Below are 25205 nucleotides of genomic sequence, written 5' to 3'. Positions count from 1 at the left end.
ATTCCCGTCGCATGAACATCGACGCGATCGACGGGCTCTACGTCGGCGGGCAGTGGCGGGCAGCCGCCGACGGGCGGACGTTCACCGTCTTCGACCCCGCGACGGAGAAGCCGGTACGCGAGGTCGCCGCAGCCGGGGCCCGGGACGCGGCGACCGCCGTGCGGGTGGCGCGGGAGTCGTTCGACGGCTGGAGCGCGACACCGCCGCGGCAGCGGGCCGAGGTGCTGCGGGCGGCGTTCACCGCGATGCACGAGAACGCACCGGACCTGGCCCGCCTGATCACCCTGGAGAACGGCAAGGCCTACCGCGACGCGCTGGCCGAGGTGTCCTACGCGGCCGAGTTCTTCCGCTGGTTCGCCGAGGAGGCGGTCCGGATCGGGTCGGCGTTCGGCGACGCGCCGCAGGGCGGCTTCCGGCACCTGGTGCGCAGGCACCCTGCCGGGGTCGCCGCGTTCGTCACGCCGTGGAACTTCCCCGCGGCGATGGCGACCCGCAAGATCGCACCGGCGCTGGCCGCGGGCTGTCCGGTGGTGCTGAAGCCGGCACCGGACACCCCGCTCACCGCGCTGGCCGTGGCCGCGTTGCTCACCGAGGCGGGACTGCCCGACGGCGTCTGCAACGTCCTGCCGACCGACCGGGCCGCCGAGGTCGCCGGCCGCTGGCTGCGGGACGAGCGCGTGCGCAAGTTCTCCTTCACCGGCTCGACGGCGACCGGCCGGATCCTGCTGAAGCAGGCCGCCGACAACGTCGTGAACGTCACCATGGAACTGGGCGGCAACGCGCCGTTCGTGGTGCGTGCCGACGCCGACCTGGACGCGGCCGTCCGCGGCGCGCTGGACGCCAAGATGCGCGGTGGCGGTGAGGTCTGCATCGCCGCCAACCGGTTCTACGTCCACCACACGGTCGCCGCGGAGTTCACCGCGCGGCTCGGCGAGGCCATGTCGTCGATCCACATCGGACCCGGAATGGACGACGGTGTCGGCCTCGGGCCGATGGTCAACGCCGCCGCGGTCGACCGGATCGACCGGCTGGTGACCGACGCCGTCCGGCGGGGCGCCCGCGTCGCCGCGCGGGGACCGAAGCCGGACGGGCCGGGCTGGTTCTACCCGGCGACCGTGCTGGCCGACGTGCCCGACGACGCCGAACTGATGCACACCGAGGTCTTCGGCCCGGTCGCGCCGGTCACCACGTTCGACGACGAGGACGACCTGGTGCGCCGCGCCAACGACACGACCTACGGCCTGGCGGCCTACGTGTACTCCGCCGACCTGGCCGCCGCGCTGCGCCTCGCCGACCGGCTGGAAACCGGCATGGTCGGCGTCAACCGTGGCCTCATCTCCGACCCGGCTGCGCCGTTCGGCGGCGTCAAGCAGTCCGGGCTGGGCAGGGAGGGTGGCCGCGAGGGCATCGAGGCGTTCCTCGAAACCAAATACGTCGCCGTGGACTGGCCAGGCTGACGCCCGACGAGACAGGAGCAACGATGCTCACCACCGTCCCCACCCGGCGCAGGCTGCGCACCAAACTGACCCTGGCCACCCAGGTCGGTCAGGGAATCGACGGGTACGTCCTCGGCGGGATCGGCGCCGCGCTGCCCGCCATCACCACCGACCTGGCCATGTCGGAGTGGACCGCCGGCCTGATCGGCGCGTCCGCGTTGATCGGCATCTTCGTCGGCGGCCCGCTGTTCGGCTGGTTCGCCGACCGCTACGGCCGCCGGATCGTGTTCCTCACCGACATGGTGCTGTTCCTCGTCGGGTCAATCGCCCAGTTCTTCGTGGCCGACGCCTGGCAGCTGTTCGTCATCCGCCTGCTGATGGGTATCGCCATCGGCGGTGAGTACGCGATCGGTGCGCCGCTGCTGTCGGAGTACGCGCCGCGGCACAACCGCGGCAAGCTGCTGGCCAGCCTGGAGGTCAGCTGGTACGCCGGGTTCATGCTGGCCTTCGCCGTCGGCTACGCACTGTCCGAAGTAGACGACGGTTGGCGGTGGACGCTCGGTAGCAGCACGGTGATCGCCCTGGTGTGCCTCGCGCTGCGGGGCGGTATCCCGGAGTCGGCACGCTGGCTGCTCAGCAAGGGCCGTCGCGCCGAGGCGGAGGATCTGATCGAGCGGTACGAGCTGGAGGTCGACGTCGAGACCGAGCTGGCCGACGCCGAACGGCGGGACAGCCTGCGTGCCCTGTTCACCCGCGAGCACGTGCGCAGCACGGTGTTCGCCAGCTCGTTCTGGGCCGCGCTGGTGCTGCCGTACTTCGCCATCGGCACGTTCTCCCCGCAGGTGCTGGAAACACTGGGCTTCGGCGACGACGCGCTCGCCGGATCGCTGGCCAGCAACGGGATCGCCGTCCTCGGCGTCGCGGCGGGCTGCCTGCTGGTCGAGCGCATCGGCAGGCGCAGGCTGCTGATCCCGCCGTTCTGGATCACCGCAGCCGCGCTCGCGGTCATCGGGTTCTGGCCGACTGCGCCGATGGCCGTCGTGGTGATCTGCTTCCTGACGTTCTCCTTCCTCAACGCCGCGTCCAGTGCGCTGACGGCCGTCTACCCACTAGAGGTGTTCCCCACCGCGATCCGCACCACCGGGGTGGGCTTCGCGACGGCCATGAGCCGGGTGGGTGCCGCCGTCGGCACGTTCCTGCTCCCCGTCGCGCTCACCCACCTCGGCACCGGGCCCACCCTGTTGATCGGCGCCGCCGTGCTAGCCGCGGGCGCGGTGCTGTCCCACTTCCTCGCCCCGGAGACGACCGGATTGGATCTCAGCCAAGCGGTCAGGACCGTACGTCGTACTTCCGAGGGATGACCGCGCGGGTGGCGGCGCCTAGCGTTCGGGGTATGAGTTCGCTCGTACGCTTCCTGTACGCCCGTATCGACGAGGACGAGGCACACGCCGACGCGGGCGGATCGCTGACCTGGCCCGCCCACCGGATCCGCGAGGAATGTGCCGCCAAGCGCGCTGTTCTCGCGGCGCTGGAGCGCGACCGCAAGGAGAAGGCGGAGGAGGACGGCTGGGAATGGCTCGACGCGGAGTCGGCCGTCGGATGGCTGTTCGGTGACTCCAAGGAGGACGAGGCCAAGCGGCTGGCCAGGGAGATCCTGAGCGCGTTGGCGATGCCCTACGCGTGGCACCCCGAGTTCCGGAAGGAGTGGGTGGTCAAGCCCAAGGCCAAGAAGCGCGGCTTCTGGTGACCTGATGAGCAGGGCTCTCGCCCCGGCAACGGGACGAGAGCCCTGCTGTCTCGCATCAGCGCACGCGGTAGGCGTCGACGATGGTCTGTTCCACCGTGTTGCCCGTCGTGTCCGCGACCGTGGCCCGCAGCGACACCGCACCGCCGGGTGGGTTGTCCAGCCGGATCTGCCAGCCGTCACCTCGACGCTCGACCGGCACCGGCATCCACGACTTCCCACTGTCGAAGGACACCCGCATCGCGAAATCCTTCACCGGTGGCGCCTGTGCGCCGTCCGGTGTGCGCAGCGTGATCGGCACGGTGAACCCGCGACCGGGCCGGGCATGATTGCGGCCGTCGAGTTCCGGTGTGTACTGCACGATGCGTACCGGCAGAGCCCGGTAGGCGTCCGTGTGCCCGGACCGGAAGGTCCAGACCACGTCGACCTCCCGCGACACGGCAGCCCATGGAACGACCATCTTTTTCTCGTACCGGTAGTGAGCTTCCTCAGGGGGCAGCTCCGTCTCCAGCCACAAAACCAGGCCGTGCTCGGTGACGAGCTCACCGTTGCGGAAGAGTCGGCCACCACCTGTGGATTCGGGGAAGGTGCTGTGGTTGCGGACGTTGTCCCCGAACATCCGGGCATCGAAAGTGAGCTTGTCACCATGGCGCCCCGCGCCGCCGAGGGTACCGTTCGGCGTCTCGAACGACGGAGCGAACTGCGGGCCGCGCACACCCGCGCCCCAGTCCTGGCGCCGGACCTGACCGGGCGTGAACACCTGGTCGAAGTCCAGCATGCTTTCGAGCGGCTTACCGGCGGTGTCGAACAATCCGAGCTCGGTCTTCCAGCGAAGATCACGTGCCTGGAAGTGCACGTCACGTTCGAAGGGCACCCTGCCGGCTTTCGCGTCCGGAGCGCTGCTGTCCGGGAACAGAACCAGCGCCAGCGGATCGTCCTTGTGCTGAGCACTGTGCACGAGCCTTGCCGACGTCACGGCCGGTCCCGGGCTGGCCACCCGCGTCCGCACGGTCCCGAAATCACTCTGCCGCGGGCGGTACTGCAGCCCGGTGAAGGCCCGGCCCTTCAACGTGGACACCGCGTTGTATTCGTACGGGGTGTCGGTGAAGTCACCGGCCTGCCCCGGCTGCGCCAGGCGCGCGTAGACCCGGCTGTACACCTCGTTCTCCGGCGGGCGCGGGCCGTCCAGGTCCGCGGTCCACGGCACCGACCTGATGTCACCGGCGAGCATTGTGGCGACGAGGTTGCCATTACGCCGGACGTCACGCACCAGTACCACCTGCGACGACATCAGACGAACTCGTGGATTGGGCGCGTACACCTCGACCGGCCTGGCCGACCGCGCGTCCAGCACGACGGTCGTCTTGCCGCGCACCTGGACCAACGACCGCATCAGCGCGTCGTACTGCGCCCCGGGCTTGGCGGCGCTGTGCTCGGTGACGGCGTAGTCACCGGGACTGACCCGCAGGACCGTGCGGCCGTCGGAACCGGTGGTCATGTCCCCGCAGTAGGGCAGGGAACCGCAGTCCTCCAGCTTGTCCACATAGGTCAGGTGGTCGGCCGGCGTACCACCGTCCCGTCCGATATGGATCAGTTCGAGGTCGTACTTCTCGCTCTCCTTCTCGAAACCGACCGGCGTACTCACCGCGACACCGTTCGCGGTGGCGACCAGCCGTCCACCGTGTGCACCTGAATCCACAGCCTCGGGCTTGGCCGTCACCGTCACCTCGGCCGTGCCCCCCGCAGGCACCGTCACGCGGGCGGGACTGACCGCGAACGCCGCGGGGGCCCCGCCGACTGCCAGGTCGAGTGTGGCCGCCGCGCTGCCGTCGTTGCGGTAGGTCACCTTGCGGACCGGGTTGTCGATCCGGTGATCCGGCCAGCGAGCCAGGCCGAAATCGACAGCGGCGACGTCCGTGGTGACCTGCTGTTCCACGGCCCTGGCGGCATCCACGCGACCGGCGCCCTGCTCGTAGGCTCCTGCCTTCGGCGCAGCCGAGGACATCAGCGCGCCCTTCAGCCGGCTGCCGTTCCAGTCCGGGTGGCGCTGTCGTAACAACGCGGCCACACCGGCGACGTGCGGAGTCGCCATCGAGGTCCCGGACAGCGTTACGTAGCGATCCCCCACCGGAACACCGGGCTGCGTTCCGTGTGCCCACGCCGCGACGATGTCGACTCCTGGGGCGGAGATGTCCGGCTTCAAACCCCGGTCGCCGGTTCGCGGACCGCGGCTGGAGAAGTCGGCGGTGTTGTCCTCGCGGTCGACCGCCGCCACCGTGAGGGCCGACTGCGCGCTGCCTGGAGAACCCACCGCGCCCGGGATCAGCCCGTCGTTACCCGCGGCGATCACGAAGAGTGTGCCGTGCTCGGCGGACAACCGGTCCACGGCCGACTCCAACGGGTCGGCTCCTGGCCTGTCCCTTCCCCCGAGGCTCATGTTGACGATCGGCGCCTTGCGCTCGACCGCGGCCCACTCCATGCCGGCGAGGATCCAGTCCTCCTGGCAGGCCATGAAGGCACACACCTTGCCGTCGAGCAGGCGGACGTCGGGAGCCACCCCTTTGTACTTACCTCCCGAGGCCGCGCCGGTACCACCGATCGTCGACGCCACGTGTGTACCGTGACCGTGCTCGTCGCGTTCCGGCGAGCCGGTGAAGTTCTTCCTGGCGGCGACCTTGCCCGCCAGGTCCGGATGCTGGTCGTCGATGCCGCTGTCCAGAACGGCCACCTCGACCTGTTTGCCGGTCCAGCCGCCCGCCCAGGCAGCTGGAGCACCGACCTGTGCGACGCTGCGGTCCAGGGTCATGGCCCGTTTGCCGTTGAGCCACAGCTTGGTGATGCCCGAGGACAGTGTGCCCGCCCCGGCAGGCGCGACGCCGGACCAGAACGCCGGTGCCTCGGCCTTGGCGGCGTCCAGCACGACGGCGTCGATGCTGGGCAGCTGCCGTGTGGCCGTGGCGCCCGCCACCACGGGCGCCGACCGGGCGACGGCCGGTTCCCGCTGGAGGATCAACGGTGTCGAATCCCGCTTGTCGTCACCGTAGCCCCACTCCAGCAGGGTGCTGACCTCGAACAGCCGCCGGTCCAGCCGGTCCTGCGCGACCAGCTTCGCGGCGTCCAGCGGCAACACCGTCCACCGCCCGCCTTCCTTGGTCGCGCGCAGCGGAATGGTCTCCCGTCCCGGCCCACGGGTCACCGAAGGAGCCGCATTTCCCCGCAGTTCGACCTTGTCACCGGTGACCAGCGTGACGGTCCCCTTCGGACCGTCCGGCGCCGGCTCGGGTGGAGCGGCGGTGACCGCCGGCGCCGCGAGCAGCCCGGCCGTCACCGCCAGCGCCAGCACGCCGGCTGATGTTCGTCGCACGAAACCACACCTCCTGTGTCGCCCCCAGGACCCCACTACCAGCACTTGGCTCTTGGGGCCCTGGACGCAACACCGGGGTCAGGTGCCGATCTGCTCGGTGAGGAACTCGTCGATGTAGCGCCAGGTGGTGCCGCGGGCCCTGCGCCCGGTCAGCACGCCGAGGTGACCGCCGGGGGCCGTCTCGAACCGCACCGACGGTGCGTTGTCCAGCAGGTCGACGAGCCTGCGCACGGCCAGCTGCGGGGCGATGGTGTCGGTCTCACCGGCCACCACCAGGGTCGGCGTCTTCACCCCGGACAGCGAGATCACCCGGCCGCCCAGGTCGACGGTGCCCTCGGCGAGGTCGTTCGCCCGGAAGAACCGGTGGTAGAGCTGGCCGAACGTGCGTCCCGGGTAGGCGGCCATGTTGTCCATGAAGTGGTCGACGGCCTCGATCTGGGCCAGGTAGTCGCGGTCGTCCAGGTTCCGCAGGATGGCCAGCGGTTTGGTGATCTCCTTGCTGAGCCCGGTCGCGCGGAACACCCGGCTCACGATGTAGGACGGCGCGCCGCCGAGCGCCCGGTAGATCGGGGTGAGCAGGTGGCCGTTGGTGAGGTCGATCAGCGGCCGGAACGGCGCGACCAGCGGAATCGCGGTGAAGTCGACCGGGGCCGCGATGGTGGCGATCGACTCGATCGGCAGATCCGGCTGGTCGGCGGTGGTCAGCAGGGAGAAGATCCCGCCGAGGCACCACGCGACCAGGTGCACCCCCTGCCCGCCGGCGTCCTCGCTGACCTTGCGGATGGCCCTGGGCAGCACCTCGTCGATCCAGTGCTCCACGCCGAGCCTGCGGTCGGAGAAGGCCACCGTGCCGTAGTCGACCAGGTAGGTCCGGCGTCCGGCGTCGACCAGGTGCTCGGCCAGGCTGCAGCCGCGGCGCAGGTCGAAGCACAGTGCCGGCGCGGCCAGCGGCGGCACGAGCAGCACCGGCGGGCCGGACGGCGGCACCGCGCCGGGCGCCATCCGGTAGACGGTGCGGTTGGGGCCCTGGTCGATCAGCACGCGGGGCACCGGCCGCAGGTCGGCCACGCCGCCCCGCAGCGCCTTACCGGCGACGTTCGACGCGGCTGCCGCCAGCCGGGCCGCGATCGGAGCTGCCATTTCTACCCCCTCGTGCCAAGTTCCGACCGCCAGCTTAGTCCCCCGCTCACAAAACCCGGCCCGGCTCGCGCCCCGGGGATGCCGTGAGGGGGCCGTCACGGCGTCTCATGCCAGGGTCCCGGCAAGAGTCCGTGGCCGGGGATCGTGCGCGGAGGTGGGACTCGCGTACCGGAACGTAGAACTCGCGTGCACGAGCGTGGAGTTCATAGCGTGAGACACGCCTCTCACCCCGCGGCCCCGCGAGTCCCACCCTCCTGCACGCGAGTCCCACCCTCCCGCACGCGAACTCCACCTTCACGCACGGGCGGGAACGTACAACTCGCGCGTGAGAACCTACGACTCGCGCGTGAGAACGTACGACTCGCGCGAACGGGCTGCTCGCAGGCGACCGGCACCACGTGAGAACCCGGTCCACATGGTGAGTTCTGCGCTCACGCACGCGAGTTCTGCGTTCCGGCCCGCGAGTTCTGCGCTCGAGACCGTCCCCACCTTGCCCCGCCCCACCACGACTTTGCCGGGGCCTCGGCGTCTGATGCGGTGAGGGCCCCCTTCACGGCACGGCGGACAGCACCCGGCGCTCGAAGACCTGGCCGATCCAGCCGTTGACGTCGAACCGCTCCGTCGGGCGGAAGCCCTGGCCCTCGTAGTAACGCACCAGCTTGCCGTCCCCGCCCGCGTAGCAGTCCACCCGCAGCAGGTCTACGCCACGCTCACGGGTCCGCTCCACGGCGTAATCGATCAGCCGCGCGCCGACGCCGTGACCGGCCAGTTCACGCGAGGTGATCAGCAGGTCGATGTACACCTCGGGCTCGTCGACGGCGGGAATGTGCGCGGGCGGCGTGGCGGTCAGCGCCAGCGCGCCCGCCGGGACCCCGCCGACCTCGGCGATCACCAGACCGCCACCGGCCACGAAGCCACGCATCCGCTCCTCCCTGCGTGGATTGCCGGTGAACGGCTCACTGCCCCACTGGCCCTCGCGCCCCTGCGCGACCAGCCACCGCACGGCGCCGTCGAACAGGTCCAGCAGAACCTTCTCGTCCCCCGCCCGGCCCGGACGGATCAGCACATCGGTCACGGAGGCGTGATCGTAGTATCTGGAGCACCTCCAGTGCCGGGGAGTCACATGAGGTTTCAGTTACTGGGGCCGGTCGAGGTACGTCACCGCGGCGAACCGGTGGCCATCGGCGGCCCGCGAGCGAAGGCCGTGCTGGTCGCGCTGCTGCTGCGGGCGGGCCGGACGGTCTCGTTCGACACGCTGCTGGACTCGGTGTGGGACCACGATCCGCCCCGGTCGGCATTGGCCACGCTGCACGCCTACGTCTCCCGGCTACGCGCCCAGCTGCCCGAGGCACGCATCACCACCGAGCCCGGCGGTTACCGGTTCGACGTCGACCCCGGGCAGCTCGACGTCGACCGCTTCCACCTGCTCGTCGAGCAGGGACGCGCCGCCGTCGCGTCCGGTGACCCGGCACGCGGCCGCGAGTACTTCAATTCCGCACTGGACCTGCGGCGCGGCCGGGCGCTCGCCGACGTTCCCGGCCGGTTCGCCCAGGCACAGGCCGCGGTGCTGGACGACCTCTGGTCCACGGTGCGCGAGGAACGCTTCGCCGCCGACCTCGACCTCGGCAGACACGCCGAGCTGGTACCCGAGCTGCGCGCCGCGGTCGACGAGTGCCCGCTGCGGGAACGCCTGATCGCGCAGCTCATGCTCGCGCTGCACCGGTGCGGCCAGTCGGCCGCGGCGCTGGAGGTCTTCCAGACCGCCCGGCTCACGCTCGTCCAGCGGCAGGGCCTTGAACCGGGCACCGCGCTGCGCCAGCTCCAGCTCCGCATCCTGCGCAACGACAGCGGGCTCGCACCGGCGGGCTCCCTGCCGTACCGGGGACTGCCGAGGGACACGCCGTTCCTGGCCGGCCGCGACGCCGAGATCGCCCGCATCGAGAACGCAGGCTCGGCGGTGTGGGCCGTCGACGGCATGCCGGGCGCGGGCAAGACCGCGCTGGCCGTGCGCGCCGCGCACCGGGTCGCCGACCGCTACCCCGACATCCAGCTGGCCCTGGACCTGCGGGCACACACCGCGGGCGAGCGGGCGACCGAACCGGCTCAGCTGCTGGAGACCGCGTTGCGCTCGACCGGTGTGCCCGGGTCGGCGTTGCCCGGCTCCGAGCAGGCCATGGCCGAACTCTGGCGGGCCCGCACCGCCACCCGCCGCTGCGTGCTCGTGCTGGACAACGCCGCCACCCCGGCGCAGGTCAGGCCGCTGCTGCCGGCCGGCGACGCGCTGGTCCTGGTCACCAGCAGGCACCGGCTGGCCGACCTCGACGGCGCTCACCGGATGACGCTGGGTCCCCTCGCGGACGCCGACGCACGGGACCTGTTCGTCCACGTCACCGGCGACGAACGGGCCGTCGCCGAACCCGGCGAGGCCGAGCTGGCCGCCCGGCTGTGCGGCAACCTGCCACTGGCCATCCGGATCGCCGCCGGCAGGCTGCGGCACCGGCCGTCCTGGCAGGTGGCGCAACTGAACACCCTGCTGCGGGACGAGCAGCGGCGGCTCGGCGAACTACGGCTGTCCACAGTGGACGTCACGGCGACGTTCGGGCTTTCCTACCAACAACTCGACGCCGCCGAGCGCCGTCTGTTCCGCCTGCTCGGCCTGCACCTGTCGGCCGACTTCGACTCGCTCGCCGCCGCGGCGATGGCCGACCTGCCGCCGGACAGGGCCAGGAGCCTGCTCGCGTCGCTCGTGGACGTCCACATGCTGCAGCAGCCCGGGGCCGACCGGTACCGCTTCCACGACCTGCTCCGGCTCTACGCCACCGAGCGGGCCCTCGCCGAGGAACCCGACGCCGACCAGGTCACCGCCGAACGCCGCACGCTGCGGTACTACCTGCACACCGCGGCGAATGTGCGGCACACGCTGTTCCCCACGGCGCCGCGACTGCCGCTCGGCCCGCTCGGCGGGATCGTCCCGAGCGAGTTCGCCTCGGCGGCCGACGCACTGGCCTGGCGGGAGCGGGAACGGCTGAGCATCGTCAACTCCAGCATCGGGCCACCGCCGTGGGCCAACGTGGGACCCGAACCCCGGACTCCCTGGCCGGAGCTGCCCGAGCGGTTCCGCCGCGAGCACGTCGTCGGCCGCATGCTGGCCAAGCCGCTCCCGTGGCCGGGCGACCCGCTGACCAGCCAGGCCCGGACCTGCAACGACCTCGGCGTGCTGTGCACCTGGCTGTACGACTACGAGGCGGCCGCGGCCTGCCACACCGAAGCGCTGCGGCTGTTCCGCGAAGCGCGCCAGGACGTCGACGTGGCGGCGACGCTGCACGCGCTGGACGTCATCGAGCTCCGCCGGGCTAGCGCAGCCCCAGCTCCCGCGCGATGAGCATGCGCTGGACCTCGCTGGTGCCCTCGCCGATCTCCAGGATCTTGGCGTCACGGTAGAACCGGCCGACCGGGAACTCGTTCATGAACCCGTAGCCGCCGAAGATCTGCGTCGCCTCGCGGGCGTTGTCCATGGCGGCGTTGGACGACACGAGCTTGGCGATCGCGGCCTCCCGCTTGAACGGCTCGCCCCGCAGCATCTTCGCGGCGGCCGCGTAGTAGGCCAGCCGGGCGGTGTGCGCCCTGGTCTCCATGTCCGCGATCTTGAACTGGATCGCCTGGTAGGCACCGATCTTGTTGCCGAACGCCTCACGCTCGCCGACATACCGCAGGCACTCGTCCACGCAGCCCTGGGCCAGCCCGACGCCCAGTGCCGCGATGGCGACCCTGCCTTCGTCCAGAATGGACAGGAACTGCGCGTACCCGCGGCCGCGCTCGCCGACCAGGTTCTCCTCGGGGACGCGGCAGTCGTCGAACGCCAGCTCGTGCGTGTCGGAGGCGTTCCAGCCGACCTTGGAGTACTTCGGCGCCACGGTGAACCCGGGCGTGCCGGACGGCACGATGATCGCGGAGATCTCCTTGCCACCGTCCGGCTTCTGCCCGGTGACCGCGGTGACGGTGACGAGCTTGGTGATGTCGGTGCCGGAGTTGGTGATGAACGACTTGCTGCCGTTGATCACCCACTCACCGTCGACGAGTTTCGCCGTGGTGCGGGTGGCACCGGCGTCGGACCCGCCGCCGGGTTCGGTCAGCCCGAACGCGCCCAGTGCGGTGCCCGCGGCCAGCTCCGGCAGCCACCGCTGCTTCTGCTCGGCCGAGCCGAACCGGTAGATCGGCATGGAGCCCAGGGAAACGCCCGCCTCCAGCGTGATGGCGACCGACGAGTCGACCCTGGCCAGTTCCTCCAGCGCCAGGCACAGCGCGAAGTAGTCACCGCCCATACCGCCGTACTCCTCGGAGATCGGCAGTCCGAACAGGCCCATGGAGGCCATCCGCGCGATGATGTCGTACGGGAACTCCTCCCGCTCGTAGAACCCGCCGATGACGGGCGCCACCTCGGACTGCGCGAAGTCCTGGACGGTCTTGCGCAGTGCCTCGTACTCCTCGTCCAACCGGAAATCGATCATTGCCCGTCCTCCTGCGGGGTCACCACGGCAAGGGTCTCGTCCAGCGCGACCTGTTGGCCGGCCTGGACACGCAGTTCGCTCACCACGCCGTCGATGGGCGCGGTGATCGTGTGTTCCATCTTCATCGCCTCGACGACCAGCAGCGGGGCTCCCGCGCTCACCCGCTCCCCCGCGGCTGCCTTCACCACCAGCACGGTGCCGGGCATGGGGCTGGTCACCGGTCCCGCCTCGGCGGCGTCGCCGTGGGCGAGCTGGACCTGCGGCCGTTCCACGACCTGCAGGCAGTGGCCGTCGCGGGCCAGCCAGTCGCCGATCCGGTGGTACCGGTGCAGCTGACCGGCATGCCGCAGCTCCAGCAGACCGTCGCGCCTGCGGGCCGACACGGCGACGGGTTCGCCGCCGTCGATGCTGACCGTCGCCGCCTCCGGCGTGCCCTCGATCCGCACCAGCGCCTCGGTGTCCCCGCACCGCAGCCGGAACGTCACGCCACTCTGCCCGCCCAGCCGCCAGCCGGTCGGAACGTCCCACGGGTCCACTGTGGACCCGGTCGGCCACAGTCCGATGAGCCGGTCCAGCGCGGCCGCGACGAAGAACTCCTCCGGCACGTCCGCGGAGACCAGGTCGGCGAGGCGGCGTTCGACCAGCTCGGTGTCCATCCGGCCGGCGCGGACCTCGTCGTCGGCCAGCAACGCACGCAGGAACGTCACGTTCGTGCCGACGCCGGGAAGCGCGGTCCCGGCGAGCGCGAGGTCGAGCCGGTGCAGTGCGGCGGCCCGGTCCGGCCCCCATGCGATGACCTTCGCCAGCATCGGGTCGTAGCTGGACCCGACCACGGTGCCCTCGGTCATCCAGGAGTCGACCCGCACGCCCTCACCCGACGGCTCGTGCACGGCGAGCACGGTGCCGCCGGTCGGGATGAACCCGCGAGCGGGGTCCTCGGCGTAGACCCGGGCCTCGACGGCGTGCCCGGTCAGCGTGACGTCGTCCTGCGTGATCGTGAGTGGCTCGCCCGCGGCGACCCGGACCTGCCACTCCACCAGGTCGAGACCGGTGACCAGCTCGGTCACCGGGTGCTCGACCTGCAGGCGGGTGTTCATCTCCATGAAGAAGAACTCGTCGGCACTGGTGGCCGACACGATGAACTCCACGGTGCCCGCACCGGTGTAGCCGACCGACCGCGCGGCCTCGACGGCGGCGGCCCCCATGCGCTGCCGGGTGGCTTCGTCGAGCAGGACCGACGGGGCTTCCTCGACGATCTTCTGGTGCCGCCGCTGCAGGCTGCACTCGCGCTCGCCGAGGTGGATGACGTTGCCGTGGGCGTCGGCGAGCACCTGGATCTCGATGTGCCGCGGCGTGGTGACGAACCGCTCCAGCAGCAGCGTGTCGTCGCCGAACGAGGACGCCGCCTCCCGGCGGGCCGACTCGACGGCGGCCGCCAGCTCGGCCGGGGCGGTGACCAGCCGCATTCCCTTGCCGCCACCGCCTGCGGACGGCTTGAGCAGCAACGGGTAACCGACCTCGGCCGCCGCGTCGGCGATCTTCTCCCTCGGGAAGTCCACATCGGACGTTCCGGGCACCACCGGGACACCGGCGGCGGACACCGTGCGCTTGGCCTGGATCTTGTCGCCCATGGCCTCGATGGCCGACGCGGGCGGTCCGATGAACACCAGCCCGGCTTCGGCGCAGGCGTGTGCGAAGCCGGTGTTCTCCGCAAGGAAGCCGTAGCCGGGATGCACCGCCTGCGCGCCCGTCTCGACGGCCGCCCGGACGATGGAGGCCGCGTTCAGGTAGCTGCGGGCGGCCTCGGTGGGTCCGATGTGGACGGCCACGTCGGCCTCGTGGACGTGCCGCGCGTCGGCGTCGGCGTCGCTGTAGACGGCGACCGAGCGGATGCCCATGCTCCGCAGGGTGCGGATGATCCGGACGGCGATCTCGCCCCGGTTGGCGACCAGAACCGTGTCGAACATGCTCATCACATCCGGAAGACGCCGTAGGAAACCGGTTCGAGTGGTGCGTTCGCCGCCGCGGAGAGCGCGAGGCCGACGACCGTGCGCGTGTCGGCGGGGTCGATCACGCCGTCGTCCCACAGCCGCGCGGTCGAGTAGTAGGGGCTGCCCTGTTCCTCGTACTGCGCGCGGATCGGGTCCTTGAACGCCTCCTCCTCGTCGGCGGGCCACTGGCCGCCGCGGCTCTCGATGGCGTCACGCCGGACGGTCGACAACACGGAGGCGGCCTGCTCCCCGCCCATGACCGAGATCCGGGCGTTGGGCCACATCCAGAGGAAGCGCGGCGAGTACGCCCTGCCGCACATCGAGTAGTTCCCGGCACCGAACGAGCCGCCGACGATGACCGTCAGCTTCGGCACCCTGGCGCAGGCGACCGCGGTGACCATCTTCGCGCCGTGCTTGGCGATGCCGCCGGCCTCGTAGGCGCGGCCGACCATGAAGCCGGTGATGTTCTGCAGGAACAGCAGCGGGATGGACCGCTTGTCGCACAGCTCGATGAAGTGGGCGCCCTTCATGGCCGACTCGGCGAACAGCACGCCGTTGTTGGCGATGATGCCGACTGGGTGACCGTGGACGTGGGCGAAGCCGGTCACCAGCGTGGCGCCGTACTCCTTCTTGAACTCGGCGAACCGGCTGCCGTCGACGATGCGGGCGATGACCTCGCGCACGTCGTACGGGGTCCGCGGGTCGGTCGGGACGACGCCGTACAGCTCCGTGGGGTCCACCGCCGGTTCCTCGACCGGGCGGACGTCCCACGGGCGCGGCGCGCGCGGGCCGAGCGTCGACACGATCGAGCGAACCATCCGCAGCGCGTGGGCGTCGTCGGCGGCCAGGTGGTCGGTGACGCCGGACTGGCGGGCGTGCACGTCGCCGCCACCCAGTTCCTCCGCGGTGACGACCTCGCCGGTCGCGGCCTTCACCAGCGGCGGGCCGCCGAGGAAGATCGTGCCCTGGTTGCGGACGATCACCGCCTCGTCGCTCATCGCCGGGACGTACGCGCCGCCCGCCGTGCACGAACCGAGCACGGCGGCGATCTGCGGGATGCCGCGGGCGGACATCGTCGCCTGGTTGTAGAAGATGCGGCCGAAGTGCTCGCGGTCGGGGAACACCTCGTCCTGGCGGGGCAGGAACGCGCCGCCGGAGTCGACGAGGTAGACGCACGGCAGGTTGTTGTGCAGCGCCACCTCCTGCGCGCGGAGGTGCTTCTTGACCGTCATCGGGTAGTAGGTGCCGCCCTTGACCGTGGCATCGTTGGCCACCACGACGCACTCGCGGCCGGACACCCGCCCCACTCCGGTGATGATTCCGGCGGCCGGCGCCTCGTCGTCGTAGAGTCCGGTTGCCGCCAGCGGGGACAGTTCCAGGAACGGCGAACCCGGGTCGAGCAGCGCGTCGACCCGGTCACGCGGCAGCAGCTTGCCGCGCTCGACGTGCCGGGTACGGGCCTTCTCCGGGCCGCCGAGCCGCGCCTGGCCGATGCGTTTGCGCAGGTCGGCGACGAGCTCGGTGTGTTCGGTGGTGTAGCGGGCGAACTGCTCGCTCCGCGGGTCGGCAGCACTGCCCAGCACCGGCGTGTCCATGGCTCCCCGTCAAGTTAGCAGGCGTTAACCTCGCCTCTCAGGTTAACGTCCTCTAACCTGCCCTGTCCAGTGGAGCCCCAAGCACGTGAAGGCCACCTTCACCACGTGTGACGTCACGGCTCCGGCAAAGTCGGTTGTCAGGCGCTGCCTTACGGGTGTGACTGGTGGGGCTGGTGTGGTGGCCTCGATGCCGTGAAGGGGGCCTTCACGGCGTCTCATGCCGTGAGTGCCCCCTTCACGGCATGCTTGCCGCGGACACGTGGGCGGATAGCCCGCTGTCCGGATGAAGGCCGAGTTTCTGTCGTCTCATGTGATGAAGGTGGCCTTCACGTGCTTTGAGCCGCGGGTCAGCCCGTCGCGGAGTTCAACGCGGCCAGGTAGCCGAGGCGCTGCCCGTTGACGTTCGGGTGGTAGGACTCCTCGACCGGCCAGCTCAGGCTCTTCAGCCACCAGTCGGCAGAGCAGATCTCGTGCCCGGTGAAGACACCGCGCACGTCGACGAAGGTGAAGCCGGCCGCGCGGGCACGCGCCGAGGTGACCGACGCCAGGGTGTCCGCGCCGGAGTTGATGGCCGCCCGCTTGGTGTCGCTCAGCCCCACGTTGCACGAGCCGGGCACCTTGTAGAACCGTGGGTACCCGAGCACGTACACCTTCGCGTTCGGCGCCTTCTGCTTGATCTTGCTGTACACGCCGTTGAGCAGGCCGGGCAGCGTGTTGTTGGCGTAGTTCTTCGCCTCGTTGACCCGGTTCACGCAGGCCGAGTCGGACCCGAGCGTGCAGTCGGCCATCACGTCGGCGAAGCCGGCGTCGTTGCCGCCGACCGACACGGTCACCATCGTGGCCGAGGAGGACACGTTGTTGAGCTGGTTCAGCACGTCACCGGTACGCGCACCGGAGCAGGCCAGGAAGCTCAACGTCGCCGAGTGCGCCTTCGCCCACAGTTCCGGGTAGGCGTTGCTGCTGCGCTTGCACGCACCGGAGTTGCCGTAGGACCCGGCGCCGAGACCGGACGAGTACGAGTCGCCGAGCGCGACGTAGTTGGTGGCGGCCGCCGAAGCGGGAACGGCCAGACCGAGAAGTCCGAAGGCGGCGGCCACGACGACCGCGAACGCTCGGAGCAGGGACAGGGTGGATTTCCTGGCGTGCGCGACCATCGGTCACTCCTTCGTGAGCCCCCATACCAGTACGAAAATCATTACCAGGCACATTTCGCCCACGGAAGCTGGCGCACCCGACTGGCCCACATCGAAGGCCGCGAAGTTAGCGATCGCTAACCTCCGTCGTCTACCATGGCCGGATGCCGCCCTCATCGACCCCGCTCGTCAACGGTGACAAGGCCGGCCGCAAGGAGCAGATTCTCGCCGCCGCGGCCGAGTTGTTCGCCAGGCACGGCTTCCACGGCGTCGGCATCGACGACATCGGTGCCGCGGTCGGCATCTCCGGTCCCGCGCTGTACCGGCACTTCCGCAGCAAGGACGCGATGCTGGGCGAGATGCTCGGCTCGATCAGCCGGTACCTGCTCGACGGCGGCAAGGCCAGGGCACAGGGCACTCCGGACGAGGTGCTGGGCGAACTCGTGCGCTTCCACGTCGACTTCGCGCTGGAACACCCCGCGTTGATCACCGTGCAGGAACGCAACCTCGCCAACCTCACCGACGCCGACCGCAAACAGGTCCGCGCGCTGCAGCGGCAGTACGTCGAGGTCTGGGTGGACGCGATCCGGGCGGCCGTGCCCGAGGTCGGCGAGACCCACGCCCGCTCGGCGGCACACGCGGTGTTCGGCCTGATCAACTCGACGCCGCACAACCGTTACCTGCCCGACGGTGAACTCGCCGAACTGCTGCGGCTACTGGCAATGGGAGCACTGCGCGCGGCCCGCTGATCACGAACCGGTCCCCGAACCAGCCGCCGCTGGTGTTTGATAGGCACGTGCAGCCCGACTGGAGCGAGGACGAGCGCCACAGGCTTGTCGAGAAGGCGCAGCGTGCCCTGGTGGCGGTGCGCTTCGGCGCCGACGTCGACGCACTCGACGAACTGGCGCCGGCCGGCGGCGAGCCGGGGCCGGAGACCAGGGAACTGATGCTGCTGCTGTTCGGCGAGTGCAGCGCGATGGTGTCCACGCTCAGCGACGGCGGTCAGGCGCCGGTCAAGGTCCAGGTCTTCGACGAGAGTGGCGAGGAGGTCTCGATCGACCAGGCCGACCCGCCGGTGCGGACCGCGGTACGCACCCTGCTGGCCGAGGTACACGGCAACACCGAGGCAGCCCAGGAACAACTGGAGATCGCGCTGGCCAGCGCGGCCCCGCACGAGGTCTCGACGCTCGTGCTGCAGGCGCTGCGCTGGACAATCCGCTTGTCCAGTGAGTGCCTCAGCCGGGACCTGCCCGTTCCCGGCTGGATCTCCGAGGCGATGGCGGACTGATGGCGTACGCGGTCTGGGACGGCATCACGGACCCGTCCTCGTTGTTCGAATCCGACGTCGAGCAGCGCAACGCACTCTCGCAGGCCGCCTTCTCCGGCGACTGGGAGGGTGTCTTCACCCATCTGCGCCGCGACGAGGGCGGGCCCAACGCCACCCGGCTCGGCGGGCGCAGCGGCTACACCGTGCTGCACCAGGCCGCCTACCACGGCGCACCGGTCGCGGTGGTGGAACGACTCGTGCGGGCAGGCGGTTTCCGCGCGATCCGCGACAACAACGGTGACCGGCCCATCGACCTGGCCTCCCGCTTCCGCCACGACCACCTCATCGACGCGCTCAAACCGCCGCTGCGGCACGCCGTGCCGACCAAGATCCTCACCGCGCTCCAGCAAGGGCTGGAGACCCTGATCACCGAGGACAGCGGCTTCGGCGAGGTGTGGCGGGACGCCGGCATGCGGATGCCGCAGCTGGAGGTGCTCACCGAACTGGAGGATCCGGAGCTGTGGGTTCCGGTCCCCGGCATGTACGGCGGCTGGCGGCTGCGGCTGCTGCACCTCGAGGTCGCCGCGCAGCCGATGTGCCGGGTCGTCGAGTCCTACCACCACTACCGGCTGCGAGCGGGTGGCACGGCGACCGTCCACGGCCCGATGCCGAGGCAGAGCAACTACGTCTAGGGGCGTACGTCCCGGTGCCGCCCTGGACACGACGACGTGACGAGGCCGTCGCGGCGATCCTTGCGGCATGGGAACAGCGGGGAATCGGGGCAGGCGGCTGAGTCCGCCCGCCCGCAAGTGGGTGCTGCTGCTGCACGTGGTCACGTCGGTCGGCTGGATCGGGGTGGAGGCGTGCCTGCTGACGCTCGGCGTGCTCGGCCAGACCGGTGCCGACCCCGAGCTGGTGCGTAGCGCGTACGTGACCGCGGGACTGCTCGGGTCCGTGTTCTACCTGCCGCTGAGCCTGCTCGCGGTGGTCAGCGGGCTGGCGTTGAGCCTCGGCACGAAGTGGGGCCTGCTGCGGTATCCGTGGATCGTCGTGAAGCTGGTCATCTCGCTGGCACTGCTGATCGGCGGCAACCTCTCGGTGGTCCCGAAGTTCGCCGCGATCGGCGAGGCCGCGGCGCGGGGTCAGCTGCCCGGCACCGAGGCGCTGATCTTCGTCAACGCGATGGCGGCCGGCATCACCCTGCTGCTGGTGGCGACCGTGCTGTCGGTGTTCAAGCCGGGCCGCCGGCTGACCTGGCGGCTGGCTACCGCTCCCGTTGCTGCAGCGCGAAGCGGTTCCCCTCGGAGTCGGTGAACATCGCCCACCAGCCCCACGGCTGCTTCGCGGGCGGCGCAGGAAAGTCGACGCCCTTCTCCGACAGCTCGCGGTAGGTCTGCTCGATGTCGTCGGCGTAGAAGAAGAAGTTGGCCGTCGGCAGCTCGTCGGCGACCTCGAAGTGCCTGCGGTCCGCCGGGTTCGGGCTGAGCACGATGGCGACGGCGCCGTCGGCCGAGGTGACCTCGATCCACCGGATTCCCTCGCCGTAGGGCGCGTCCGTGGTCACGGTGAAGCCGACGGTCTCCGTCCAGAATTTCACTGCCCGGTCCTGGTCGGTCACACCTATCACGATCTTGTTGACGCCCTGAATCGCCATCGCGGCCTCCCTGATATATCCACCCTGGATATAACGAGACTGGAGTGTAGGCTCGCTCCATGGTGGACGGCAAGCGTGAGCGCTGAGCCGTGGTCTCCGTGCGCAGCGTCGTCGACCGGATGGGGCCGACCCTGCTGCACGCACTGTCCCTACCGGAGGACTGCCCGGCGGTCGCCGACGTCGTGATCGCCGAGCCCGGCGGGGTGTCGGCCGGCGATCTCGTCCTCGCGGTGTCCGTCGGCGACGCCGCCGGAGCGGTCGAGCTGGTCCGCCACTGCGCGGCCAAGGGCGCGGCCGCGGTACTGCTCAAACCGCCGCTGGCGAACAAGCCCGCCGTCCGCAGGGCCGCCGGTTCCGCGGGCATTGGGCTGGTCGAGGTGCGGGCCGCGACGTCGTGGGCCCAGCTGGTGTGGCTGTTGCGCACGGTGCTCGACGCCATCGCCGACGAGACCGAGTCGCTGGAGTCCGGCGGCGATCCCAGCGCGGGCGACCTGTTCCGGCTGGCCGACGCGGTGGCGTCGGTCGTGGACGCCCCGGTCACCATCGAGGACACCAACTCCCGGGTGCTGGCCTACTCGGCGCGGCAGGACCTGACCGACCCGGCCAGGGTGTCGACGATCATGGGCAGGCGCATCCCGGACGACGTGCTGGCCCGCTTCCGCTCGCGGGGCGTGTTCCGCGACCTGTCCAGGGGCAGGCAGACGATCTTCGTGCCCGCGCAGAAGGACGGCACGCTGCCGCGGCTGATCGTGCCGATCCGGATGGGCGGTGAGCTGCTCGGGTCGATGTGGGCGGTGGTTGCCGGCCCGGTGTCCGACGAGCGGTCCGCCGCGTTCGCCGACGCCGCTCCGGTCGTCGCACTGCATCTGCTGCGCAGGCGGGCCCACGCCGACGGCCGCAGGCGGGCCAGCGCCGAGCTGCTGCGGGCCCTGCTCGACGGGCGGGTCGGCCCGCGGCGGGCGGCCGCCGAGCTGGAGCTGTCCGACGAGCCCCACCGGGTGGTGGTCATCGACGTCCCGGCCAGCGACCCGGCCGGCGCCGAGGGGCTGCGGCTGACCCTGGAGGAACGCATCTCGCAGGGCGTCGGCAGGCGCCCGGTGGTCACCGAGCTGGGCGGGCTGCTGTACGCGGTGGTGCCCGACGACGACGGTCCGGGCTCGTGGGCGGAACTGCGGGCGGCGCTGCGGCAGTCCGAACGCACCCGCGCGGCGGCGGGCGGGCCGGGCGAGCTGAGCGAACTGGGACGGTCACGCGCGCAGGCCGAGGAGACGCTCGGCCTGGTCCGAGCTGGCCTCGTCGACGGCCGGGTGCTCGACTTCGACGAGGTCTGGACGGCCGTCACGCTGCATCGCGCGGCGACGGCGGCGGCCACGGCGAAGATCGCCGAGCTAGGTCCGCTGGGCACCCTGCGGGCACACGACGAGGCGGGCGGCACCGAGTACGTCGAGACGCTCTACGAGTCGCTGCGGCACCCCGGCGACCCGCGCGCCGCCGCCAGGGCACTGCGCATCCACCCGAACACGCTGCGGTACCGGATGCGCAAGATCCAGGAACTCTCGCCACTGGACCTGGACGATCCCGACGTCCGGCTCGCGCTGCTGAGCCAGCTGGTGGCCCTGCGCTGGGCGTAACCAGCCATTGTTCTGGCGGGACGATGTTTGGTGCCCAATACTGTTCTCGTGGAACGATGACACCGCCGTCCGAGTGGTTCACCGTGGGCTACAACACCGAATGCCCAGCGGCACAGGAGGCCAGGAGAAAGCCATGCGCATCGCCGTTCCCCGCGAGATCAAGAAGCACGAGTACCGGGTGGCGCTGACGCCGGCCGGCGTCCACGAGCTGACCCAGCGCGGCCACGAGGTGTTCGTCGAGACCGGGGCGGGCACCGGGTCCGCCATCACCGACGAGGAGTACCTGGCCGCGGGTGCCAAGGTCCTGGCCAACGCCGAGGAGACCTGGGCCGAGGGCGAGATGGTTCTCAAGGTCAAGGAGCCGATCGCCGAGGAGTACCCGCGCCTTCGCCGTGACCAGGTGCTGTTCACCTACCTGCACCTGGCCGCCGACCAGCCGCTGACCGAGGCGCTGCTGGCCGCGGGCACCACGGCCGTCGCCTACGAGACCGTCCAGACCCCGAACCGCGCGCTGCCGCTGCTGGCGCCGATGTCCGAGGTCGCGGGCAGGCTGGCCCCGCAGGTCGGCGCGTTCGCGCTGATGAAGCCCAGCGGCGGCCGGGGCGTACTGCCCGGCGGCGTCCCGGGTGTGCACCCGGCGCGGGTCGTCGTCATCGGCGGTGGCGTGGCCGGCCTGAACGCCGCGCGGATCGCCGCCGGCATGGGGTCGGACGTGGAGATCCTGGACACCAACGTCGACCGGCTGCGGCAGATCGACAACGACTTCGCCGGCCGGATCCGCACGGTGACCTCCAACGCGCTGTCGCTGGAGCAGGCCGTGCTGGAGGCCGACCTGGTGATCGGCGCCGTGCTGGTGCCGGGTGCCAAGGCGCCGAAGCTGGTGTCCAACGACCTGGTCTCGCGGATGAAGCCGGGCAGCGTGCTGGTCGACATCTCCGTCGACCAGGGTGGCTGCTTCGCCGACACCCGGCCGACCACCCACGACGACCCGACCTACCAGGTGCACGACTCGGTGTTCTACTGCGTGGCGAACATGCCGGGCGCGGTACCGAGGACGTCGACCTACGCGCTAACCAACGTCACGCTGCCCTACGCCGTGGCGCTGGCGGACAAGGGCTGGAACGCGGCGCTGACCGCGGACGAGAGCCTGGCGAAGGGCCTCAACACGCACGCGGGCGCGCTGACCAACGAGCCGGTCGCCGTCGCCCACGGCCTGACCCACACCCCGCTGTCCGAGGTGCTCTAGCCCGGCGCCAAGCACGTGAAGGCCACCTTCACTACGTCTGACGTAGTGAAGGTGGCCTCCACGTGCTTGTGGGGTCCGGGCGACGGACACAAAAGGGCGGCCCGCTCAACCAGCCTGGGGGTCACTGGGAGCGGGCCGCCACCACATAGCTTAGGCAACTTTGGCCGAGTTCGCTCGCCAGGGTGCCCAAGTTGCGACAAATAGTTGTCCACGAATCCGCGCTTAATCTAGTTACTGCTTCAACAACTACGCCCTGACCTGGGGGTTCAACGGAAAACCACCCGTTTCCCCCGTGGTCCCACAGGAGGGTTTTCACAGCGGAGCGTGACGAACGTCGCTTCCCGCGCCGGCGTGCCTCGCCGCGCCGCGACCCCGGTGTGTGCGGCAGGATGAGCGACCTGATCGGCAGGACGACCCAAGGGGCACGCATGCACGACGGCAGTGGCCGCATCGCGGTGCAGAACCTCAGCAAGCGGTTCGGCAGCATCGCGGCGGTCCAGAACCTCAGCTTCACGGTGGAACCGGGCTCGGTGACCGGCTTCCTCGGCCCGAACGGCGCCGGCAAGACGACCACCCTGCGCATGCTGCTGGGCCTGGTGACACCGAGCGCGGGCATCGCCACGATCAACGGCAGGCCACACGACCAGCTGGGCAACCCGGCACGGGTCGTCGGCTCGGTGCTGGAGAACGAGGGCTTCCACCCGCGCCGTACCGCGCGCAACCACCTGCTCGTCTACGCCGCGGCCATCGGCGTCCCCGACCGCAGGGCCGACGAGGTCCTCGGCCTGGTCGGGCTGAGCCCGGCCGCCGACCGCAGAGCGGGCGAGTTCTCCCTTGGCATGCGGCAGCGGCTCGCACTGGCGACCGCGCTGCTCGGCGACCCGCAGGTGCTCGTGCTGGACGAACCGGCCAACGGCCTCGACCCGGAGGGCATCGCCTGGCTGCGGAAGTTCCTGCGCTCGTTCGCCCAGCAGGGCCGCACGGTGCTGGTGTCCAGCCACCTGCTGGCCGAGGTCGAGCAGACCATCGACCAGGTCGTGATCATCAGCGCGGGCATGACCAGGTACTTCGGCACGATCGACGAGCTGCGCAAGCGGCAGCAGCCCAGGGTGTTCGTGCGGGTCTCCGACGCGGCGAAGCTGGCGACCGCGCTGCAGGAGGCCGGGCTGACCCAGCTGGAGTCGATGCCGGACGGCCACCTCGCCGTCGCCGGGGCCACCGTCGAGCAGGTCGGTGACCTCGCGCTGACCACCGGCGTCGCCGTCTACGGCATGCACGAGGACAAGGCGGACCTGGAGAAGATGTACTTCGGCCTCACCGCCGGCCAGTTCACGGCCCAGCACGGGCCGCCACCGCCACCCCGGCAGCAGTACTACCAGCAACAACAGCAGTACTACCAGCAGCCCCCGCAGGGCTGGGGAGGGCAGCGTTGATGGGCGGCCTGATCAAGGCGGAGTTCCGCAAGACGCTCACGCTGAACAGCTGGTGGGTGCTGCTGATCCCGCTGGTGCTGGCCGGGTTCTGGATGTCGTTCGCCTGGGGCCAGATCACCAACGACTTCGTCGACTTCATCGGCAGGGGCCCGGCCAGGGAGATCGCCTCGGGCATCGGGCTCGACGTCGAGGAATTGCCGGTCGGCATGCTGTCGCTGGCGCACGGCGTGAACATCGCCCAGCTGGTCCCGATGATCTTCGGTGTGTTCGCGCTGGCGGGCGAGTACCGGAGCAAGACCATCACGACGACGTTCCTCACCGCACCGAACCGGGTATCCGCGCTCGGCGCGAAGATGCTCACCTACCTGGTCTGGGGCCTGCTGTACGGCCTGGTCAGCTTCGCCGTCGCGGCGCTGGCCACCGTGATGACCGTGGACTCGGCGCGGCTGCCCAGCGCGGGCCAGTGGCTGGGCGCGCTGGGCGGGACGCTGCTGGCCTACGTGCTGGTCACGTTGTTCGGCATCGGCGTGGGAGCCGTGCTGAACAACGTCGTGCTGGCCGTCGTGCTGCTGACCATCTACATGCTGATCGTCGAGAACGTCCTGGTCCTGATCATGTGGACGAGTGCCGAGATCGACGTCCTCGGCGCACTGCTGCCCAACGGAACGGCCAACGGCATCGTCGGCGGGATCGCGGCGGACGCTTTCGGTTTCGATTCACTCAACATTCCGGGTACCGTGGACGTGTTCGACAAACTCGGCCTGCAACTGGCCGCCGGCGCACCCGGCGTCATCAGCTGGTGGGCATCCGCGCTGGTGTTCCTCGGCTGGACGCTGGCGTTCTTCGTCGGGGGCTGGGCCGCCAACCAGCGGCGGGACATCACCTGATCGGCCCGACCGGCAGCTCTTGACCAGCGCTGCAAGCGGACTGCAAGGTTTTTCGAAGGTGAAACAAGTAAGTTCACCGCAAGCGAAGCCGTTGTGAGACCCCACACTCCCCCAGGCGGCTTCGCTGCCGTCAGCGCCTCCGAGGCTTCTGCCTCAGCGATGTGGAGGCGCTGACG

20 protein-coding genes are annotated in these 25205 nt (G+C 70.6%); 12 read left to right on the top strand and 8 right to left on the bottom strand.

Annotated features, from left to right (window positions below; translation table 11 throughout):
- Nucleotides 1-11: 11 nt before the first annotated feature.
- From EWH70_RS27030 to EWH70_RS27020, 3 genes are read left to right on the top strand one after another with little or no spacing between them, the layout of a single operon-like run.
- A complete protein-coding gene (locus tag EWH70_RS27030) occupies nt 12-1457 on the top strand; it encodes an NAD-dependent succinate-semialdehyde dehydrogenase (protein WP_130478339.1) in 1446 nt (481 codons plus the stop codon).
- Nucleotides 1458-1480: 23 nt separating this feature from the next.
- Nucleotides 1481-2797 (top strand): MFS transporter, encoded by a 1317-nt coding sequence (locus tag EWH70_RS27025; RefSeq protein WP_130478338.1) that lies wholly within the window; start codon nt 1481-1483, stop codon nt 2795-2797.
- 32 nt (nt 2798-2829) lie between these two features.
- Nucleotides 2830-3183 carry a DUF6221 family protein gene (locus EWH70_RS27020; RefSeq protein ID WP_130478337.1) on the top strand — a complete coding sequence of 118 codons (354 nt, stop codon included), beginning with the start codon at nt 2830-2832 and terminating at the stop codon, nt 3181-3183.
- A 55-nt stretch (nt 3184-3238) separates the two neighbouring features.
- On the opposite strand, the gene EWH70_RS27015 is transcribed toward EWH70_RS27020, so the two are convergent.
- The 3 genes from EWH70_RS27015 to EWH70_RS27005 form a co-directional block, all read right to left on the bottom strand.
- Nucleotides 3239-6544: a S8 family serine peptidase gene (locus EWH70_RS27015; protein WP_130478336.1), complete on the bottom strand. Its 3306-nt coding sequence runs from the start codon at nt 6542-6544 to the stop codon at nt 3239-3241.
- 78 nt (nt 6545-6622) lie between these two features.
- On the bottom strand, nt 6623-7684 hold the full coding sequence (locus EWH70_RS27010) for an alpha/beta fold hydrolase (protein ID WP_130478335.1): 1062 nt from the start codon (nt 7682-7684) through the stop codon (nt 6623-6625).
- A 550-nt stretch (nt 7685-8234) separates the two neighbouring features.
- The gene (locus tag EWH70_RS27005) at nt 8235-8759 is read right to left on the bottom strand and encodes a GNAT family N-acetyltransferase (protein WP_130478334.1); all 525 of its coding nucleotides are present in this window, start codon (nt 8757-8759) and stop codon (nt 8235-8237) included.
- Nucleotides 8760-8807: 48 nt separating this feature from the next.
- On the opposite strand from EWH70_RS27005, the gene EWH70_RS27000 reads away from it, so the two are divergent.
- A complete protein-coding gene (locus EWH70_RS27000) occupies nt 8808-11066 on the top strand; it encodes an AfsR/SARP family transcriptional regulator (RefSeq protein ID WP_130478333.1) in 2259 nt (752 codons plus the stop codon).
- Here the strand turns inward: EWH70_RS27000 and EWH70_RS26995 are convergent.
- From EWH70_RS26995 to EWH70_RS26980, 4 genes are all read right to left on the bottom strand, one after another.
- A complete protein-coding gene (locus EWH70_RS26995; protein WP_130478332.1) occupies nt 11038-12192 on the bottom strand; it encodes an acyl-CoA dehydrogenase family protein in 1155 nt (384 codons plus the stop codon). The genes EWH70_RS27000 and EWH70_RS26995 overlap by 29 nt on opposite strands.
- Nucleotides 12189-14159 carry an acetyl/propionyl/methylcrotonyl-CoA carboxylase subunit alpha gene (locus EWH70_RS26990; RefSeq protein WP_130478331.1) on the bottom strand — a complete coding sequence of 657 codons (1971 nt, stop codon included), beginning with the start codon at nt 14157-14159 and terminating at the stop codon, nt 12189-12191. Before EWH70_RS26990 ends, EWH70_RS26995 begins: the two co-directional genes overlap by 4 nt.
- 5 nt (nt 14160-14164) lie before the next feature.
- Complete coding sequence (locus EWH70_RS26985; RefSeq protein ID WP_130478330.1) at nt 14165-15778, bottom strand: carboxyl transferase domain-containing protein; 1614 nt, start codon at nt 15776-15778, stop codon at nt 14165-14167.
- Nucleotides 15779-16125: 347 nt separating this feature from the next.
- The gene (locus EWH70_RS26980) at nt 16126-16932 is read right to left on the bottom strand and encodes an SGNH/GDSL hydrolase family protein (protein WP_130478329.1); all 807 of its coding nucleotides are present in this window, start codon (nt 16930-16932) and stop codon (nt 16126-16128) included.
- Between the two features lie 143 nt (nt 16933-17075).
- Between EWH70_RS26980 and EWH70_RS26975 the strand changes: the two genes are divergently transcribed.
- From EWH70_RS26975 to EWH70_RS26960, 4 genes are all read left to right on the top strand, one after another.
- Nucleotides 17076-17660, top strand: coding sequence for an SACE_7040 family transcriptional regulator (locus EWH70_RS26975; protein ID WP_130478328.1), 585 nt, complete (start codon nt 17076-17078; stop codon nt 17658-17660).
- Between the two features lie 47 nt (nt 17661-17707).
- Complete coding sequence (locus tag EWH70_RS26970) at nt 17708-18199, top strand: hypothetical protein (RefSeq protein WP_130478327.1); 492 nt, start codon at nt 17708-17710, stop codon at nt 18197-18199.
- Nucleotides 18199-18870: an ankyrin repeat domain-containing protein gene (locus EWH70_RS26965; protein ID WP_130478326.1), complete on the top strand. Its 672-nt coding sequence runs from the start codon at nt 18199-18201 to the stop codon at nt 18868-18870. Before EWH70_RS26970 ends, EWH70_RS26965 begins: the two co-directional genes overlap by 1 nt.
- A 67-nt stretch (nt 18871-18937) precedes the next feature.
- Nucleotides 18938-19492, top strand: coding sequence for a hypothetical protein (locus EWH70_RS26960; RefSeq protein WP_205669277.1), 555 nt, complete (start codon nt 18938-18940; stop codon nt 19490-19492).
- On the opposite strand, the gene EWH70_RS26955 is transcribed toward EWH70_RS26960, so the two are convergent.
- Nucleotides 19443-19832: a VOC family protein gene (locus EWH70_RS26955; protein WP_130478325.1), complete on the bottom strand. Its 390-nt coding sequence runs from the start codon at nt 19830-19832 to the stop codon at nt 19443-19445. The genes EWH70_RS26960 and EWH70_RS26955 overlap by 50 nt on opposite strands.
- A gap of 89 nt (nt 19833-19921) precedes the next feature.
- Between EWH70_RS26955 and EWH70_RS26950 the strand changes: the two genes are divergently transcribed.
- The 4 genes from EWH70_RS26950 (at nt 19922) to EWH70_RS26935 (ending at nt 25029) form a co-directional block, all read left to right on the top strand.
- Nucleotides 19922-21463, top strand: coding sequence for a PucR family transcriptional regulator (locus tag EWH70_RS26950; protein ID WP_130478324.1), 1542 nt, complete (start codon nt 19922-19924; stop codon nt 21461-21463).
- 133 nt (nt 21464-21596) lie between these two features.
- The gene (gene ald, locus EWH70_RS26945) at nt 21597-22709 is read left to right on the top strand and encodes an alanine dehydrogenase (protein ID WP_130478323.1); all 1113 of its coding nucleotides are present in this window, start codon (nt 21597-21599) and stop codon (nt 22707-22709) included.
- A gap of 428 nt (nt 22710-23137) precedes the next feature.
- Nucleotides 23138-24142 carry an ABC transporter ATP-binding protein gene (locus tag EWH70_RS26940; protein ID WP_130478322.1) on the top strand — a complete coding sequence of 335 codons (1005 nt, stop codon included), beginning with the start codon at nt 23138-23140 and terminating at the stop codon, nt 24140-24142.
- Entirely contained in the window at nt 24142-25029 is an 888-nt protein-coding gene (locus EWH70_RS26935) for an ABC transporter permease subunit (RefSeq protein WP_130478321.1), read from the top strand. The genes EWH70_RS26940 and EWH70_RS26935 overlap by 1 nt, the downstream gene beginning before the upstream one ends.
- The last annotated feature ends 176 nt before the right edge of the window (nt 25030-25205 follow it).

It is taken from the genome of Amycolatopsis suaedae, from assembly GCF_004214935.1.
Classification (GTDB): Bacteria; Actinomycetota; Actinomycetes; order Mycobacteriales; family Pseudonocardiaceae; genus Amycolatopsis; species Amycolatopsis suaedae.
The sequence above is the reverse complement of the archived record's forward strand: the minus strand, read 5'-3'. Positions and strand labels throughout refer to the sequence as shown.

Bases quoted from the DNA above. Each gene is read 5' to 3' on its own strand.
- EWH70_RS27030 (WP_130478339.1), top strand. From the start codon at position 12: ATGAACATCGACGCGATCGACGGGCTCTACGTCGGCGGGCAGTGGCGG.
- EWH70_RS26960 (WP_205669277.1), top strand. From the start codon at position 18,938: ATGGGAACAGCGGGGAATCGGGGCAGGCGGCTGAGTCCGCCCGCCCGC.
- EWH70_RS26940 (WP_130478322.1), top strand. From the start codon at position 23,138: ATGCACGACGGCAGTGGCCGCATCGCGGTGCAGAACCTCAGCAAGCGG.
- EWH70_RS27000 (WP_130478333.1), top strand. From the start codon at position 8,808: ATGAGGTTTCAGTTACTGGGGCCGGTCGAGGTACGTCACCGCGGCGAA.
- EWH70_RS26955 (WP_130478325.1), bottom strand. From the start codon at position 19,832: ATGGCGATTCAGGGCGTCAACAAGATCGTGATAGGTGTGACCGACCAG.
- EWH70_RS26985 (WP_130478330.1), bottom strand. From the start codon at position 15,778: ATGGACACGCCGGTGCTGGGCAGTGCTGCCGACCCGCGGAGCGAGCAG.
- EWH70_RS26990 (WP_130478331.1), bottom strand. From the start codon at position 14,159: ATGTTCGACACGGTTCTGGTCGCCAACCGGGGCGAGATCGCCGTCCGG.
- EWH70_RS27025 (WP_130478338.1), top strand. From the start codon at position 1,481: ATGCTCACCACCGTCCCCACCCGGCGCAGGCTGCGCACCAAACTGACC.
- EWH70_RS26995 (WP_130478332.1), bottom strand. From the start codon at position 12,192: ATGATCGATTTCCGGTTGGACGAGGAGTACGAGGCACTGCGCAAGACC.
- EWH70_RS26980 (WP_130478329.1), bottom strand. From the start codon at position 16,932: ATGGTCGCGCACGCCAGGAAATCCACCCTGTCCCTGCTCCGAGCGTTC.
- ald (WP_130478323.1), top strand. From the start codon at position 21,597: ATGCGCATCGCCGTTCCCCGCGAGATCAAGAAGCACGAGTACCGGGTG.
- EWH70_RS27020 (WP_130478337.1), top strand. From the start codon at position 2,830: ATGAGTTCGCTCGTACGCTTCCTGTACGCCCGTATCGACGAGGACGAG.
- EWH70_RS26935 (WP_130478321.1), top strand. From the start codon at position 24,142: ATGGGCGGCCTGATCAAGGCGGAGTTCCGCAAGACGCTCACGCTGAAC.
- EWH70_RS26965 (WP_130478326.1), top strand. From the start codon at position 18,199: ATGGCGTACGCGGTCTGGGACGGCATCACGGACCCGTCCTCGTTGTTC.
- EWH70_RS27010 (WP_130478335.1), bottom strand. From the start codon at position 7,684: ATGGCAGCTCCGATCGCGGCCCGGCTGGCGGCAGCCGCGTCGAACGTC.
- EWH70_RS26975 (WP_130478328.1), top strand. From the start codon at position 17,076: ATGCCGCCCTCATCGACCCCGCTCGTCAACGGTGACAAGGCCGGCCGC.